The organism is Streptomyces lusitanus (assembly GCF_042647945.1).
Lineage (GTDB): Bacteria > Actinomycetota > Actinomycetes > Streptomycetales > Streptomycetaceae > Streptomyces > Streptomyces pseudogriseolus.
Map to the genome: position 1 here is coordinate 118523 of NZ_JBHRWL010000027.1, position 15999 is coordinate 134521.

The 15999-nt window shown below is 73.7% G+C and carries 11 protein-coding genes; 5 read left to right on the forward strand and 6 right to left on the reverse strand.

The genetic code is table 11. The features are described 5' to 3' along the window. Position 1: 1 nt before the first annotated feature. Positions 2-1309 carry a 3-oxoacyl-ACP reductase gene (locus ACFOSY_RS30130; protein WP_394312938.1) on the reverse strand — a complete coding sequence of 436 codons (1308 nt, stop codon included), beginning with the start codon at positions 1307-1309 and terminating at the stop codon, positions 2-4. 100 nt (positions 1310-1409) lie between these two features. Here ACFOSY_RS30130 and ACFOSY_RS30135 point away from each other — a divergent pair, with 100 nt between their 5' ends. Then, the gene (locus ACFOSY_RS30135) at positions 1410-2696 is read left to right on the forward strand and encodes an acetyl-CoA C-acetyltransferase (protein WP_394312942.1); all 1287 of its coding nucleotides are present in this window, start codon (positions 1410-1412) and stop codon (positions 2694-2696) included. Positions 2697-3168: 472 nt separating this feature from the next. Next, positions 3169-5091, forward strand: coding sequence for an AMP-dependent synthetase/ligase (locus ACFOSY_RS30140; RefSeq protein ID WP_394312945.1), 1923 nt, complete (start codon positions 3169-3171; stop codon positions 5089-5091). A gap of 6 nt (positions 5092-5097) precedes the next feature. Here ACFOSY_RS30140 and ACFOSY_RS30145 read toward each other — a convergent pair whose 3' ends face one another. The 3 genes from ACFOSY_RS30145 to ACFOSY_RS30155 form a co-directional block, all read right to left on the reverse strand. Next, complete coding sequence (locus ACFOSY_RS30145; RefSeq protein ID WP_394312950.1) at positions 5098-5811, reverse strand: class I SAM-dependent methyltransferase; 714 nt, start codon at positions 5809-5811, stop codon at positions 5098-5100. A gap of 65 nt (positions 5812-5876) precedes the next feature. Next, positions 5877-6173 (reverse strand): AzlD domain-containing protein, encoded by a 297-nt coding sequence (locus tag ACFOSY_RS30150; protein ID WP_394313057.1) that lies wholly within the window; start codon positions 6171-6173, stop codon positions 5877-5879. Positions 6174-6187: 14 nt separating this feature from the next. Further along, positions 6188-6904 carry an AzlC family ABC transporter permease gene (locus ACFOSY_RS30155; RefSeq protein WP_394312952.1) on the reverse strand — a complete coding sequence of 239 codons (717 nt, stop codon included), beginning with the start codon at positions 6902-6904 and terminating at the stop codon, positions 6188-6190. A 68-nt stretch (positions 6905-6972) separates the two neighbouring features. On the opposite strand from ACFOSY_RS30155, the gene ACFOSY_RS30160 reads away from it, so the two are divergent. Next, positions 6973-7539, forward strand: coding sequence for a helix-turn-helix domain-containing protein (locus ACFOSY_RS30160; protein WP_394312954.1), 567 nt, complete (start codon positions 6973-6975; stop codon positions 7537-7539). Between the two features lie 207 nt (positions 7540-7746). Here the strand turns inward: ACFOSY_RS30160 and ACFOSY_RS30165 are convergent, their stop codons facing one another. Then, on the reverse strand, positions 7747-7950 hold the full coding sequence (locus ACFOSY_RS30165) for a cold-shock protein (protein WP_006133199.1): 204 nt from the start codon (positions 7948-7950) through the stop codon (positions 7747-7749). A 295-nt stretch (positions 7951-8245) separates the two neighbouring features. On the opposite strand from ACFOSY_RS30165, the gene ACFOSY_RS30170 reads away from it, so the two are divergent. Together ACFOSY_RS30170 and ACFOSY_RS30175 are read left to right on the forward strand one after the other, a co-directional pair. Further along, entirely contained in the window at positions 8246-9094 is an 849-nt protein-coding gene (locus ACFOSY_RS30170) for a menaquinone biosynthetic enzyme MqnA/MqnD family protein (RefSeq protein WP_394312957.1), read from the forward strand. A gap of 157 nt (positions 9095-9251) precedes the next feature. Then, the gene (locus ACFOSY_RS30175) at positions 9252-11057 is read left to right on the forward strand and encodes a serine/threonine-protein kinase (RefSeq protein ID WP_394312959.1); all 1806 of its coding nucleotides are present in this window, start codon (positions 9252-9254) and stop codon (positions 11055-11057) included. A 51-nt stretch (positions 11058-11108) separates the two neighbouring features. Here the strand turns inward: ACFOSY_RS30175 and ACFOSY_RS30180 are convergent, their stop codons facing one another. Further along, a complete protein-coding gene (locus ACFOSY_RS30180) occupies positions 11109-15848 on the reverse strand; it encodes an FtsK/SpoIIIE domain-containing protein (protein WP_394312965.1) in 4740 nt (1579 codons plus the stop codon). Positions 15849-15999: the final 151 nt, after the last annotated feature.

Here is a 15999-nt window from a genome sequence, read left to right on the forward strand (position 1 = left end):
GTCACGCCCCCAGCAGGCTCTGGCCGCAGACGCGCACGACCTGGCCGTTGACCGCGCCGGAGCCGGGGTGGGCGAACCAGGCGGTGGTCTCGGCGACGTCGACGGGCAGACCGCCCTGCGCGAGGGAGTTCATCCGGCGTCCGGCCTCCCGGATGAACAGGGGGACGGCGGCCGTCATCTTCGTCTCGATGAAGCCGGGCGCGACCGCGTTCACCGTCACCCCGTGCTCGGCGAGCGCGCGGGGTGCGAGGGCGCGGACGAAGCCGGTGACGCCGGCCTTGCTCGCGCCGTAGTTGGTCTGGCCGGCGTTCCCGGCGATGCCCGCGATGGAGGCCGTGGCGACGATCCGGCCGTCGCGGCGCAGCGCCCCGGCGTCGAGCAGTGCGTCGGTGGTGCGCAGCACGCTGCCCAGGTTGACGTCGAGCACCGAACTCCAGCGGTCCTTGGGCATGTTGACCAGTCGGCGGTCGCGGGTGATGCCCGCGTTGTGGACGAGTACGTCCAGTCCGCCGGGGAGCGCGTCGGCGATGCGGGCGCCCGCGTCGGCGGCGGTCATGTCGAGCAGCAGCACGCTGCCGCCGATGCGTTCGGCCACCCGGCGGGCGTCCTGTTCGGCCTGCGGCACGTCGAGGACGACCACGTCGGCGCCGTCGCGGGCCAGGGTCGCGGCGACGGCCTCGCCGATGCCGCGGGCGGCGCCGGTGACCAGGGCGGTGCGGCCGGTCAGGGGGCGGTCGGCGTCCTCGGGGGCGGGGCTCGCCTGGTCGCCGACGGTGATGACCTGGCCGCTGACGTAGGCCGACTTGGGGGAGAGCAGGAAGCGCAGGGTGGACTCGGCGGCGGGGGCGTCGGTGAGGCGGACCAGGTTGACGGTCCTGCCGCCGCCGGTCTCCTTGCCGAGGGAGCGGGTGAAGCCTTCCAACGCCTGCTGGGCGGCGGCCTGATGGTGGTCGGCGGGGTCGAGCGGGGCGCCGAGCACGACGATCCGGCCGCTCTCGGCGACGGAGCGGACGACGGGGTGCAGGGCGGTGTGCACCCCGTCGAGGTCCTCGACAGTGCGTACGCCGGTGGCGTCCAGGACGACGGCGGCGGGCCTCCCCGCGGCCTCGTCCGTGAGGAGCCCGGTGCGGGCGAGGACGGGGGCGAGGGCGAGGCGGGAGGCGCCCGCGGTGAGGTGGAGCAGCCCGCCGTCCAGCGCCGGCCGCTCCGGTGACCAGCGGCGCAGCGGGGCGGGCCGGGGCAGGCCCAGGCGGCGCGTGAGGAAGCGGCCCGGCGCGGTGCCGGTGAAGCTCAGATAGCGGTCGGCCATCGGGGACTCCCAGGGGTGGGTGCGAGGGGCTCGCCCAGTGCTTACTCTGGAGTAAGGTTACCGGAGGTAAGCCTATGTCACGGTTGAGGAGCAGGTCGAGATGAGCACCCTGAAGCCGGCCACCGTGCGGCGCGTCGCGGTCATCGGCGGCAGCCGCGTCCCGTTCGCCCGCTCCGACGGGCCCTACGCCACCGCCTCCAACCAGGAGATGCTCACCGCCGCCCTGGACGGCCTCGTCGACCGGTACGGCCTCCAACAGCCCGGCGCGGTGGACGAGTTCGTCGCCGGCGCGGTCCTCAAGCACAGCCGCGACTTCAACCTCGCGCGCGAGACCGTCCTCGGCTCCCGCCTCGACCCCCGCACCCCCGCCTACGACATCCAGCAGGCCTGCGGCACCGGACTCCAGGCGGTCGTCGCCGCCGCCAACAAGATCGCCCTCGGCCAGACCGACGCCGCGGTCGCCGGCGGCTCCGACACCGCGAGCGACGCGCCCCTCGGCGTCAACGACGGCCTGCGCAAGGTGCTGCTGGAGGCGCGCCGCGCCAAGACCCTCGGCGCCCGCCTCAAGGCGCTCGCCAAGGTGCGCCCCGGTCACCTCGTCCCCGACATCCCGCGCAACGCCGAGCCGCGCACGGGGCTGTCCATGGGCGAGCACGCCTCCGTCACGGCCCGCGCCTGGGGCGTCACCCGCGAGGCCCAGGACGAACTCGCCGCCGCCAGCCACCAGAAGCTCGCCGCCGCCTACGAACGGGGCTTCTTCCAGGACCTGGTGGTGCCCTTCCGCGGCCTGGCCCGCGACCAGAACCTGCGCCCCGGCTCGACGGTCGCCAAACTCGCGACGCTCAAGCCGGTGTTCGGCCTCGACGGACCCGAACCCACCATGACGGCGGGCAACTCCACGCCGCTCACCGACGGCGCCGCCGTCGTGCTGCTGGCGAGTGAGGAGTGGGCCGAGCGGCGCGGCCTGGAACCGCTGGCCTACCTCACCGCGTACGAGACCGCCGCCGTCGACTTCGTGCACGGGGACGTCGCCGACGGCGAGGACGGCCTGCTGATGGCGCCCGCGTACGCCGTCCCACGCATGCTGGAGCGGGCCGGGCTGGGCCTGGACGACTTCGACCTGGTCGAGGTGCACGAGGCGTTCGCCTCCCAGGTGCTGGCCACCCTGGCCGCCTGGGAGAAGCGCGGTCTGCCGCCCGTCGACCGGGCGCGGCTGAACGTGGCAGGGTCCTCCCTCGCCACCGGCCACCCCTTCGCCGCCACCGGCGCCCGCATCGTGGCGACGCTCGCCAAGCTGCTCGCCGAGCGGGACGCCCCCGGCCGGGGGCTGATCTCCATCTGCGCGGCCGGCGGACAGGGCGTCACGGCCGTCCTGGAGCGGCCCTGAGCAGCGCGGTTCCGGGACCCGCACGGCCCCCTACGGGACCCGGGCGGGTTCCGGGCGGGCGCCGGAATGAGCCTTGGACGGGTGCCGTACGGGGCCCGGGTCGAGCCTCGAGCAGGTGCCGTACAGGCCCCGGGCCGAGCGTCGTCCGGGGGCCGTACGGGACCCAGGACGTGCCCCGTACGGGACCCGGGACGTGCCCCGGACGTGCCCCGGAGGTGCCTCGAACGGGACCCGTGCGGGTCATACCTGAGTGACCCTCACGTAACCCCCGACACTGCACACGCTTGATCCCGCTCCACCTCCGAACCGGCACGAACCCCTCACGCCGGAGCCGTACGATCCCCGCACCGACCGGTGCCGTCCCGAGCCGTGGACGCCTCCGGTGAACGCCTCGGCGTGCGAGGCACGTACGTCGTGGCACCCCGCAGTTCGCCTGCACCCGCAGTTCGCCTGCACGCCCCAGGAGCCGCTCGTGACCACCCCGCACCACGCCACCGCTCTCGACGCCGACGTCCACGGGGCGCCCGTCCTCGTCCCGCCGGCCACCCGCCGGCTGGACGGGGCCGTCCGGGAGGCGTCCGTGCCGCCGTTCGCGCAGCCGGTGCGGCACGGATCGCTCGCCGACCTGCCGTTCGAGAACGCGAGCGCCGCGCCCGGCGACGTCGTCCTCAGCCGGAAGGGCGGGGACGGCTCCTGGCGGGACGTCACGGCGGAACGATTCGCCGCCGAGGTCCTCGCCGCCGCGAAGGGACTCGTCGCCGAGGGCCTCACTCCGGGCGACCGCGTCGCGATCATGGCCCGCACCGTCTACGAGTGGACCGTCCTCGACTTCGCCGCCTGGGCCGCCGGCCTGGTCACCGTCCCCGTCTACCCCACCTCGTCCGCCTACCAGGCCCGCTGGATCCTCCAGGACTCCGGCGCCGTCGCCCTGATCACCGAGACCGCCGGCCAGGCCGCCGCCATCGGCCCGGAACTGCCCCACCTGCCCGACCTGCGGCACGTGTGGGTCATGGAGAAGGGGCACGTCGACGCCCTCGCGGACGCCGGCGCCCACATACCCGACCACGAGATCGAGGTGCGCCGGGGCATGCTCGGCCCCGACACCCTCGCCACCCTCGTCTACACCTCCGGCACCACCGGCCGGCCCAAGGGCTGCGCCCTCACCCACGGCAACTTCTTCGCCGAGGTGGACAACGCCGTCGAGCTGCTCTACCCCGTCTTCCGGGACCGCACGAACGACGAGGCGTCCGTCCTGCTGTTCCTCCCCATGTCCCACGTCTTCGGCCGCATGGTCGCCATCGCCTGTGTGCGCGCCCGGGTGCGCCTCGGGCACGCGCCCAGCCTGGCCGCCGAGGACCTGCTGCCCGACCTGGCGAGCTTCCGGCCCACCTGCCTGCTCACCATCCCGTACATGCTGGAGAAGGTGTTCAACACCGCCCGCGCCAAGGCCGAGGCGGGCGGCCGGCAGTCCACCTTCGACCGCGCGGCGTCGGTGGCCCGCCGCTACGGCGAGGCCCTGGAAGCCCGGCAGACCGGCACCGGCAACGGCCCCTCCCGCTCCCTGAAGACGGCCCGCGCCTTCTACGACCCGCTGGTGTACCGAAGAATCCGCAACGCCATGGGCGGCAGGGTCCGCTACGCCATCTGCGGCGGCTCCCCGCTGGGACGCTCCCTCGCCGCCTTCTACGCCGGAGTCGGCATCGAGATCTTCGAGGGCTACGGCCTCACCGAGACCACCGGCGCCTCGACCGTGACACCCCCGCTGAAGCCCCGCCTGGGCACCGTCGGCTGGCCCCTGCCCGGCACCAAGATCCGTATCGCGGCGGACGGCGAGGTCCTGATCGCGGGCGAGCACGTGCTGCGCGGCTACTGGGACCCGCAGGCGGGCGGGGTCGTGTCCGCCACCCGGGACGGCTGGTTCGCCACCGGCGACCTCGGCGAGCTGGACGACGAGGGCTATCTGACCATCACCGGCCGCAAGAAGGAGCTGATCATCACCGCGGGCGGCAAGAGCGTCGCCCCGGCCCCGCTGGAGAACTGGCTCCGCGCCCACCCCCTGATCTCCCAGGTGATGATCCTCGGCGACAACCGCCCCTACGTGACCGCCCTGATCACCCTCGACCTCGACGGCATCACCCACTGGCGCCGGATGAACGGCAAACACCCCGTCCCCGCGAAACTTCTCGTCGACGACGAGGAGCTGCGGGCGATCCTCCAGCGCGCCCTCGACGAGGCCAACAAGATGCTGTCCCGCCCCGAGTCCATCCGGCGCTTCGCCGTGCTCCCGGAGGACTTCACCGAGGAGGCCGGCCATCTCACGCCGTCGATGAAGCTGCGCCGCGAGGCGATCCTGCGGGACTTCGCGGCCGAGGTGGAGGCGCTGTACGAGAGGTGACCGGGGTCAGGAGCGGCGCTCGCCCGGCGCGCGCGCCATGAGGAACGACTGCGGGGTGGTCTCGCCCTGCCGGGTGTCGGCCTCCCGGACCGTGCGCTGCACCAGGGTGAAACCGGCCGCCTCCAGCAGCTCCGTGACCCGCTCCGGCCGCATCCGCCGGAAGTCCAGCGTGACCGGGTGCCCCCAGGGGCGCTCGTGCCGCCGGGGCTCGTCACCCGTCTGGAAGGCCAGCAGGAGCAGCCCCCCGGGCGCCAGCACCCGCCGGAACTCGGCGTACACGGCGGGCAGGTCCTCCGGCGGCATGTGGATCGTGGAGTACCAGGAGACGAGGCCGGCGAGGGAGCCGTCGGGGAGGTCCAGGGCGAGCATCGAGCCCTGCTCGAACCGCAGCCCCGGGTTCTCCCGGCGGGCGATCGCCAGCATCGACGCGGACAGGTCGACACCGCGCACGTCCAGACCGAGCGAGGCGAGATGCCCGGTCACCCGGCCAGGACCGCACCCCACGTCGGCCACCGCCGCGCCCGCTCCGACCAGCTCGGCGAACCCCGCCATCACCGCCCGGTCCAGCGGCATGGCGGCGAGGGAGTCCCGGAACATCGCGGCGTAGTCCTCGGCGATCGCGTCGTAGAAGGCGCGGGTCGTGCGGACGTGCTCCGGGAAAGCGCGGGTCGTGCGGACGTGCTCCGGCTGGTCGGCGTGCGCGGGTCGGCTCGTGGTCATGGGAGGGACGCTAGCGGCGGCCACTGACAACGCCTCAGGACACCGGACCCGTTCGCCGGGTCTCCCTACGGCACCCCGGCGGCCCGCAGTACCGCCGAGGCCGCCGCGGCGCCGAGCACCACCACCACGAACGGCGCCCGCCGCCACGCCAGCACCCCGCTCACGGCGACCCCGGCGGGCCGCGCCCACCCGGCGAACTCCCCGCCCTCGGTCAGCGCCCCCGTCGCCAGCAGCGCCACCAGCAGCACCACGGCCCCGGCCGACAGCAGCACCCGCACGCGGTCCGGCAGCTCCACCCGCCCGTGCAGCACCGGCCCCACCAGCCGGAAGGCGTACGTCCCCAGCGCCAGCGCCAGCACCATCACGGCCGTCCCGCTCACGACTGCGGCTCCTTCCGCTTTCCGGGCGTCCGTCCGTGCAGCGCCAGACCGGTGAGCGCGGCCAACACCGGCACGCCCGCCGGTACGGCAGGGGTGAGCGCCAGGGCGAGCACGGCGCCGGCCAGGGCGGCCCGGCGGACACCGGCGTCCTCGCGCAGGACGGGCAGCACCAGGGCGACCAGGACGGCGGGGAAGGCCGCGTCCAGGCCGTAGCGGGCGGTGTCGCCCAGCGCGCCGCCGGCCAGCGCGCCCGCCGCCACGCAGGCGTTCCACACGGCGAACAGCCCGATCCCCGACACCCAGAAGGCGGCACGGCGCCGGGCCGGGTCCCGCTGGGCGAGGGTGAACGCCACCGTCTCGTCGGTCACCAGATGCGCGCCGACCAGGCGGGCGAGCCGGCTCCGCCCGATGTGCTCGGCGACCGCCAGGCTGAAAGCGGCCGTGCGGGTGTTGAGCAACAGCCCCGTGGCCGCCGCCGCGACCGGTCCGCCGCCCGCGAGCAGCACGCCCACCGCGCTGAACTGGGCGGAGCCCGCGTACACCACCAGCGACATCACCACCGGCACCCATACGGGCAGGCCCCCGGCGACCGCGATCGCCCCGAACGACACGCCGACGACGCCTCCGGCGAGGCAGACCAGGGCCACGTCCCGGAGCAGACCGGGGTCGGGGCGGCCGGGCCGGGACCAGGGTGTTCGCTGTACCGAACGCATGTTTTCTACAATGGACAGACGCGTAGGTGTTCGTCAAGCCGAACGAATAGCAGTCTGGAGCGAACGACATGACCGACGGCGCGCCGTCCCGCCTGCCCCTCGACTGGATCGCCGCGGCCCTGCGCCGCGAACGCGTCCGCGCCGGGCTCTCCCTCTCCGGGCTGGCCAAACGCGCCGGTATCGCCAAGTCCACGCTGTCCCAATTGGAGGCGGCCGGCGGCAATCCGAGCATGGAGACGCTGTGGGCGCTGGCGGTGGCGCTCGGGGTGCCGTTCAGCGCGCTGGTGGAGCCGCCGGCGCCCAGGGTCCAGGTGATCAGGGCGGGGGAGGGGCCGACCGTGCGCTCGGACCGGTCCAGCTATGTCGCCACCCTGCTGTCGGCGAGTCCGCCCGGCGCGCGGCGCGACCTCTACGCGGTGGAGCTGGAGCCGGGGACGGTGCGGGCCTCCGACCCGCACATGCCGGGGACGGTGGAGCACATCGTGGTCGGCGCGGGGCGGGTGTCGGCGGGTCCCGAGGGCGAGGAGGCGGAACTCGGCGTCGGGGACTACATGGCGTATCGCGGAGATGTGCCGCACCGCTACGAGGCGCTGGAGCCCGGCACGAAATTCGTGCTGATCATGCAGCACGTGTGAGGGGCGATCCCGTGCGCGATCCCGTACGGGTTGCCCGCGATCCCGTACGGGGCCGGGGAGCCGTTCGGCGGGAATTCACCGGAATTTCTCCGGGGGCCGGACGGGCCGGCCCTTCGGAGAAACCGGGGAAAAGGCAGGAGCCCCGTTCGCCTCGCGGCGTGGGGCTCCTTGGGTACTGCTAGTCGTTCCCGGATCGGAGGATCAGGGTCAGGCCGGGGTGACGTTCTCCGCCTGCGGGCCCTTCGGGCCCTGCGTGACGTCGAAGGTGACCTGCTGGTTCTCCTCGAGGGACCGGAAGCCGGTCGCGTTGATCGCGGAGTAGTGGACGAAGACGTCGGGGCCGCCGCCCTCCTGGGCGATGAATCCGAAGCCCTTTTCGGCGTTGAACCACTTCACGGTTCCGGTAGCCATAAGCCCTCCTTGGGCTCAAAGGGTTGCCCTGCTCCAGAACCAGCAAGTGTGAAGAAATTCCGCACAACTGCATCCGTCTGAGAACGACGAGAGCCCGCGGTCACATGCTCCGCAGGCTCTGTACTGCAAGGGAAACCAAACTGCAACTTGCGATGAGCCTAGCACGCGGACGCCGGATCGCAATAGAGGTCAAGATCACGTCACCCGGATGTTTGAACACCTCGTCCGTCACGCCCGCGGTCGCCCCGCCGGGGGCGACCGCCGTGCGGCCCGCCGCTGGGTCTAGCCTCACGATGTGGACAATCCTCGCACCCGGCCGCGCGTCGGCCACATCCAGTTCCTGAACTGCCTGCCCCTGTACTGGGGGCTCGCGAGAACGGGCACGCTCCTCGACTTCGAGCTGACGAAGGACACCCCCGAGAAGCTCAGCGAGCAGCTGGTGCAGGGCGACCTCGACATCGGGCCCATCACCCTGGTCGAGTACCTCAAGCACGCGGACCAGCTCGTCGCCTTCCCCGACATCGCCGTCGGCTGCGACGGCCCGGTGATGTCCTGCGTGATCGTCTCGCAGGTCCCGCTGGACCGGCTCGACGGGGCCCGGGTCGCCCTCGGGTCGACCTCCCGCACCTCCGTACGGCTCGCCCAGCTCCTGCTCGCCGAGCGGTACGGCGTCCGGCCCGACTACTACACCTGCCCGCCCGACCTGAGCCTGATGATGCAGGAGGCGGAGGCGGCCGTCCTCATCGGCGACGCGGCCCTGCGCGCCAACATGGTCGACGGCCCGCGCTTCGGCCTCGACGTGCACGACCTGGGCGCGCTGTGGAAGGAGTGGACGGGCCTGCCGTTCGTCTTCGCGGTCTGGGCGGCCCGCAAGGAGTACGCGGAGCGCGAGCCCGCGCTCACCCGCAAGGTGCACGAGGCCTTCCTCGCCTCCCGCAACCTCTCCCTCGACGAGGTCGACAAGGTGGCCGAGCAGGCGGCCCGCTGGGAGGCCTTCGACGAGAAGACCCTGGCGCAGTACTTCACCACCCTCGACTTCCGCTTCGGCCCCCCGCAGCTGGCGGCGGTCGCGGAGTTCGCCCGCCGGGTGGGGCCCACGACGGGCTTCCCGGCGGACGTCAGGGTGGAGCTGCTGCGCCCCTGAGACGGCGGACGCCGCCCAGGCGCGGGCCGTTCTGATGCGGTTCGTATGGGACGCGGTCCGCCTGTGCCGCGCGGCCGATCCGGGTCTCCTGCCCGGATCGGCCACTACGCTGGCTGGGCACCAAGGCGTACGGGCGTGACGGGGGAGGGGTGGCGCCATGCGGCCGCTCGATGCTGACGAACCCACGGTCGTGGGGCCCTACCGGCTGCTCGGACGGCTCGGCTCGGGCGGCATGGGCCGGGTCTACCTGGGCCGCAGCGCCGGAGGCCGGACGGTCGCGGTGAAGATCGTGCACCCCCACTTCGCGCTCGACGAGGAGTTCCGCGCCCGCTTCCGGCGCGAGGTGGACGCGGCCCGCCGGGTCGGCGGCGCCTGGACCGCACCGGTACTGGACGCCGACCCCGACGCCCGCGTCCCCTGGGTCGCCACCGCCTACGCGGCCGGCCCCTCCCTCACGGCCGCCGTCACCGAACTGGGCGCCCTGCCCGAGCACACCGTACGGACGCTCGGCGCGGGGCTCGCCGAGGCGCTGACGGCGGTGCACGGCCTGGGCCTGGTGCACCGGGACGTCAAGCCGTCCAACGTGCTCCTCACGCTCGACGGCCCCCTGCTGATCGACTTCGGCATCGCCCGCGCCACGGACAGCACCGCGTCCCTGACCTCCACCGGCGTCTCGATCGGCTCACCCGGCTACATGTCCCCCGAGCAGATCCTGGGCAAGGGCGTGACGGGCGCGGCGGACGTCTTCTCCCTCGGCGCGGTCCTCGCCTACGCGGCGACCGGCGCGCCGCCCTTCCCCGGCGACTCCTCGGCGGCGCTGCTCTACCGGGTGGTGCACGAGCCGCCCGAGCTGGACGGGCTCGCCGGTGACCTGCGCGAGCTCGTCGAGGCGTGCCTCGACAAGGACCCGTCCGCACGACCGACCCCGCCCGAGATCACCAGCCGCCTGGCCCCGGAGGGCGGCGCGGCCCGCCTGGTGTCGAGCGGCTGGCTGCCGGGGGCCCTGGTGGAGCAGGTGAGCCGGGCGGCTGTGCAGCTGCTCAATCTTGAGGCGGGGACGGGGGAGGGGTTGTCCGGACCGGTGGGCTTCAGCAAGCCGTCGGTCGGGGAGTACGCGGCGTCGGAGGGCGCGTCGGGGGCGGACGCCGGCACTCCGTCGGGTGCCGGCACTCCGGCGGGCGCGCCCGCCTCGGCCGGGGCCGTCGCCGGTGTGTTCGGGCCGCCGCCCGTCATGCCGGCGTCGGACAGCGCGCGGACGGACGCGGGGGTTCCGTACCCCCGCCCCGCGCCCGACTCCCGGCCCGGCGGGCCCGCCGGGCCCGCCACGCCCGCCGGGCCCGCCGCACCGCATCCGCCGACCCAGCCCGTGGACCGGGGCACCGCCGACCCCGGCAAGCTGTCCCTCTCCGTCTCGGCCGCGTCCACGCCCGGCGCCGGGGGACGGGGCCGCCGGGTCAGCTGCACGGTGGCCCTCGCCGTGGCGGGTGCGATGGCCGCCGTGACCGTCGGCTCGGTGTTCGTGTTCGACCTGCTGCCGGGGTCCGGAGGAGGCGCGGACGCCGACAAGGGGCCGAGCGGTGCCCGGCCCTCCGCCGCCCCGTCCGCCGGCACCCTGCCCGCCGCCTACGTCGGCACCTGGGAGGGGCAGGCCGCCTCCCGCGAGAGCATCACCATCCCGCTCGGCACGTTCCGTCTCACGCTCAAGAAGGCGGGCGTCGGCGAGCGGGTCGGCACCCTGCGGCACACGGACATCTTCGGCGGCGTCTGCGACGACGTCCTGACCCTGAAGGAGGTCACCGCCAAGCGGATCGTCACGACCTCCGTCGGCGCGCCCGGCAACCGCGACGTCTGCAACCAGGCCCGCCACACCGTCCTCCTCACCCCGGCCGGCGACGACCTGGTCTACGAGTCGGACAGCAAGGACTCGGGACGGCCGAAGGCCCGGCTCTCGAAGATCGAGTAGCCGGGCCTCCGGTCCGCAGGGGCGACCCGTCCACGCGGCGGGGTGCCTCGCTCAGCCCGGTACGACGACCGTCCGCAGCTCGCCGTCCCCGAGGTGGAGCATCCCCTTGCCCGGGGCGATCTGCCCGCCGACCATCCCCCGGGACAGCCGGACGCCGATGAGGTCGCCGCTGGAGGACTCCTGCGGGGAGAGCAGGATGCCCCGGCGGGCCTTCTTCGCGTCGACCTGCCAGCCGGAGAAGCCGCTGCACACGTCCTCCTCGTCGCCGGCGATGACGAGGGCGAGCCCGCGTTCCGCGCCCCGAGAGACGACCTTCTTCAGCTGGCTCTCGGCGTCGCAGTCCTCGAGGATCTCGCCGTCGTCGACCAGCACGGCGATCGGCTCCTCCAGGGACGCCTCGTCGATCAGCGCCTCGAACTCGTCCTCGTCGATGTCGTCGCCGGTGAAGACCTTCAGCACGCCCTCCGTGCCGTCCAGCTGCCGCAGCGGCGACTGGCGCGGCGCGGCGACCACCAGCCGCGTCCCCTGGGCGAGGAAGGACTGGGCGAAGTTCATCAGCACCGTCGAGCGGCCCGACTTCGCCGGACCCGCGATCACGAACGCCGGTACGCCTTCGGCGAGATCGGGACCGAAGCCGACGATCTCGTCGCCGCCGATGCCGGCCAGGCCGAACAGCTTCGAGCGCGAGGCGTCCGGGTCGCGCATCTCCCACGCCTCGGGGAAGGCGATCCGGCTCGGCAGGCTGTCCACCCGGAACGGCCGCCGCGCACGCGGCACTTCGGCGTCCCGGGCGGCCGCCGCCTCACCGATGGCGGTCAGCGCGGCCGCCTGCCCCTGACCCGTGGTGTCCTCGGCGAGCAGCGCGAACTGCGTCTCCGTGCCGGACTCGTTGCGGAAGGCGCGGCCCGGCGGGATCTCCTCCGGCACCTTGCGGGTGGGGATGCCGAGCGAGGAGAAGTCGCTGCGGTCGGCCAGCCGCAGACCGTACTTGTCCTCCGTGAGGCTCGCGATCCGGCCCACCAGCAGCGTCCGGTCACCGGTCAGCACCAGGTGGATGCCGACGCTCGCGCCCTCCCGCATCATCGTCTGCAACTCGTCGGTCAGCGACCCGTGGTCGATCTCGCCGAGCGTGGGCACCCAGCCCTCCCAGCGGTCCAGCAGCACCACGATGTGCGGCAGCCGCTCGTGCTCGGCGACCGCGGCCCGCTGCTCCCCGATGTCCGCGAAGCCCGCCTCCGCCAACAGGTCCTGGCGGCGCGACAGTTCGCCCTTGAGCCGGTTGACCAGCCGGACCACCCGCTCGGTCTGGTTACGGCCGACGACCGCGCCGCAGTGCGGCAGCCGGGTCAGCGCGTTGAGCGCGCCGTTGCCGCAGTCGATGCCGTACAGGTGCACGTCGGCCACGGAGTGGGTGCGGGCCAGCGAACCCGCGATGGTGCGCAGCACCTGCGACCGGCCGCTGCGCGGGGCGCCGCCGATCATCAGATGGCCGAACGAGGAGAAGTCGACGACGACCGGGCGGCGGGCCTGGTCGGCGGGCAGGTCCTCGACGCCGAACGGCGCCGGCGGCAGCGTGCCCGGCGCGGCCGCGTACGACGGCACCTCGATCTCGTCCAGCAGCAGCGTCTCGTCCAGGGCGGGCAGCCAGGGGCTGTGCTGGGCGGGGATGCCGAGCGAGGCGTTGGCGTCGCGCACCGCGTCGACCAGCACCTTCAGGTCGGTGATCTCCTCGTCCTCACGCGCCTCCGACTTCGGCTTGGTGAGCGCCGCCCGGCCCAGGTCCTCCCAGGTCAGCGGGGACACCCAGGGCGCGAGGGCGGCCGGGTCGGCCGCACCGGGACGCCGGCCGCCGACCCGTCCCGACTGGAACGGCACCAGCGAGGCGTGCCCCAGCCGGGCGTAGGCGCGGCCCGGGGTGCTCTTGGAGATGTGCCCGGCCTCGGGCGAGTCGATGACGTCCGTCGACTCGCCGGCGTCCGTCACGCGCAGCGCGATCCGCAGGTTGGTGTTGGCGCGGATCTCGGGGGAGACGACACCGCTCGGACGCTGGGTGGCGAGCAGCAGGTGGATGCCGAGGGACCGGCCTCGCTGGGCGATGTTCACCAGACCGGTGACGAAGTCCGGCAGGTCGCGCACCATCGACGCGAACTCGTCGATGACGATGAGCAGCCGGGGCACCGGCGGGTGGGACGGGTCCCGCCGTACCAGGTCCTGGTAATCCTCGATGTCCTTGGCGTCGGCGGCGGCGAGGATGTGCTCGCGCCGCTTCAGCTCCGCGCCCAGCGACTCCAGCGCGCGCTCCACGAGATGCGCGTCGAGGTCGGTCACCATGCCGACGGTGTGCGGGAGTTTGACGCAGTCCTTGAACGCGGAGCCGCCCTTGTAGTCGACGAGGACGAACGTCATGTTCTCCGGGGTGTTGGCGACCGCCAGCGCTGCCACGATCGTCTGGAGCAGCTCCGACTTGCCCGAACCGGTCGTACCGGCGATGAGGCCGTGCGGGCCGTCCTTGCGCATGTCGATGCCGAACGGCCCGTCGTACGACTCGCCGATCACCGCGAGCGTGGACTGCCCGCCCATCCGCCAGCGCGCCATGATCGCGTCGCTCGTCGGCGGCTCCAGCTGGAGCACGTCCAGCAGTCGGCTGGACCCGGGCAGCGCCGAGTCCTCGGTCTCCCCGCTGATGTCGCGCAGCGGCGACAGGGAACGGGCCAGCCGCAGACACCAGGCGGGCGTGACGAAGTCCGGCCGTACGTCCTTGATGCGCTCGGCGCCGGCCTCCTCGACGCGCAGCCGCAGCTTGTCGGGCGCCTGCTGGGCGCCGCGGCCGGGCTCCGGGGCGTTGCTGTGCCACGCCTGGAACGAGGGGAAGCCGCTGCCCGCGACGGCCGGCTGGGCCGCGCGGTCGGCCTGCTGCCGCCCCGGCTCCTCCGGGAGGGGCTCGGCGACGACGAACGCCTGGCACTCGCCGGGCAGGAACCGCTCCTCGGCGTCCAGGCACAGGGCGTACATGGACACCGAGGGACCTTCGCGGAGCAGCCGCACCACGCCGGGCAGGGACCGCAGCCGCCGCGAGCCGTCCCACACGACCACGATGTCGGGGTCGCTGAACGTCGTGCCCTGGGAGCGGTTCTGCTCGGCGGCCTTCTTACGGGCGTCGAGGATCTGCGTCAGCTCACCGATGCGGGCGCCGACCGTCTCCGCGTCGGTGCCTATGAGGACGTTCACGTCGTGGCCGCCGGAAGGGCGGGCGTGCGGCAGCCAGCGCACCCAGTCCCAGGACTCCTGCGCGGAGTTCTCGCTCAGCACGTAGAACTGCACGTCCATCGGGCTGTGCAGCGCGGCGGTCTGCCCGACGGCCCACCGCCCGAGCGCGCGCGCCGAGTCGCCGGGACCTGCCACGCCGATCACGCCGAGCCCGCGCAGGTTCAGCGCGACCGGGGCGTCCTCGATCTTCCAGGTGACCTGGCGCCGGTGGTCGTCCTGCTCGGGGTCGTCCAGCACCACCTCGGACGGCATCTGCCCGGTGCCGAACCGCAGCAGCAGATGGTCCCGGTCGGTGCGGCGCCGCTCCCACAGCCGGGTGCGCGGCCCGGTGCCGAGCGACAGCACGGTCGCCGGGTCGGGGATGGCGTGCCGGCGGTCGTCGCGCTCCTGGACCAGCGCGTCCTGGGCGTCCCGCTCGATCCGCTCCTTCTGCTCCTCGTACTCCTTGACCTGCTTGGCGTGGGACTTGCGCCCGTGCTTCTTGTCGTTGAAGTAGTTGGCGAAGAGGAGGATGGGGCTGAGCCCCGCCATGATCAGGTAGTACCAGCGCTGGAAGATCGTCACCATGACGACCGCGCCGACGAGGGGCGTCAGCGCCATCAGCCAGGGCAGCGGCCGGGCCTCGTAGTCGCGGGGCTTGGAGGGCAGCCGGAAGTTGGTCTGCCGCTCCGGCCGGCGGAGCCGGGGCGGCCGGTTGTAGTCGAGCCCGACGCCGTCGTCGGACCACTTCAGGGCGGCGTTGGGCGGGGTGTAGCGGGTCAGCTCCAGCAGGCTGTTGCCGACGGCGATCTGACCGCCGAGCGGCCAGTCGAACCGCCCGCCGCGCTGGACGGAGGCGCTCGTGGCCCCGTCCCTCTTTTTCTTCTTCTTCTTGTTCTTCCGCTTCCCGCGCTTCTTCTTTGCGGCCGAGCCGGACGGATCGTCGCCGCCGCTCTCCTCCCGGCGCTGCTCCTCCTCCCGGCGGCGCTGCTCCTCCTCCCGGCGTTCCTGGGCGTCGGCGATGGGCTCGCCGTCGAGGGTGACGGCGGCGTGCTCGCCGTGCACGACGACCTGGCAGGTGCCGTCGGTGGCGACGGACAGGGTCAGCGCGCGGGCGTCGACCTCGGAGTCGTCGACCCGGACGTACGAGGCGCTGCCGCTGCCGATGTCGTAGCGCCCGACACCGAGCCGGTGCACGAAGCCGGCGGCGGGCCCGCCGACGACGCGCAGCTCGACGAGTCCGGTGGGCTCACCGGGCAGACATCCGGAGGGGTCCTGGAGGGAGACCACGGCGCCGTCGCGCAGGGGCGAGCCGACGACGGTCGCGGAGGAATCGACGGCGTACCCGTCGACGTAGACCGTCGGCGTGTTCCCGGCGGGCGTCTGCCCCTGGTGCCCGATGGGGATGACCTGGGCGCCGGCGTGCCCGACCTGTGCGGCCAGCTCGCGTGCGATGTCCCCCACGGTCGACTCGGGATCGGCATCGAGGACGACATCGGCGGAGTCCCCGCCGTACGGATCGACGACGGTCAGAGTCAGGCGCACGCTTGTCCTCCCCAGGCCCTGCGGCCGCTTCCACCCCGCGGCTCACAGTCCCGCCGACGATATCGGCTCCGCCCCGGCGAAAGGCAGTCGGGGAGCGGGCCCGCGTTCCCGGCAGCAACGGCGTCCACGACTTGTGACCGTTGCCTTCACA

Excerpts from the sequence above, each read along its gene's own strand:
- ACFOSY_RS30160 (WP_394312954.1), top strand. The coding sequence starts at position 6,973 with ATGACCGACGGCGCGCCGTCCCGCCTGCCCCTCGACTGGATCGCCGCG.
- ACFOSY_RS30130 (WP_394312938.1), bottom strand. The coding sequence starts at position 1,309 with ATGGCCGACCGCTATCTGAGCTTCACCGGCACCGCGCCGGGCCGCTTC.
- ACFOSY_RS30165 (WP_006133199.1), bottom strand. The coding sequence starts at position 7,950 with ATGGCTACCGGAACCGTGAAGTGGTTCAACGCCGAAAAGGGCTTCGGA.
- ACFOSY_RS30135 (WP_394312942.1), top strand. The coding sequence starts at position 1,410 with ATGAGCACCCTGAAGCCGGCCACCGTGCGGCGCGTCGCGGTCATCGGC.
- ACFOSY_RS30150 (WP_394313057.1), bottom strand. The coding sequence starts at position 6,173 with ATGGTGCTGGCGCTGGCGCTGGGGACGTACGCCTTCCGGCTGGTGGGG.
- ACFOSY_RS30145 (WP_394312950.1), bottom strand. The coding sequence starts at position 5,811 with ATGACCACGAGCCGACCCGCGCACGCCGACCAGCCGGAGCACGTCCGC.
- ACFOSY_RS30175 (WP_394312959.1), top strand. The coding sequence starts at position 9,252 with ATGCGGCCGCTCGATGCTGACGAACCCACGGTCGTGGGGCCCTACCGG.
- ACFOSY_RS30155 (WP_394312952.1), bottom strand. The coding sequence starts at position 6,904 with ATGCGTTCGGTACAGCGAACACCCTGGTCCCGGCCCGGCCGCCCCGAC.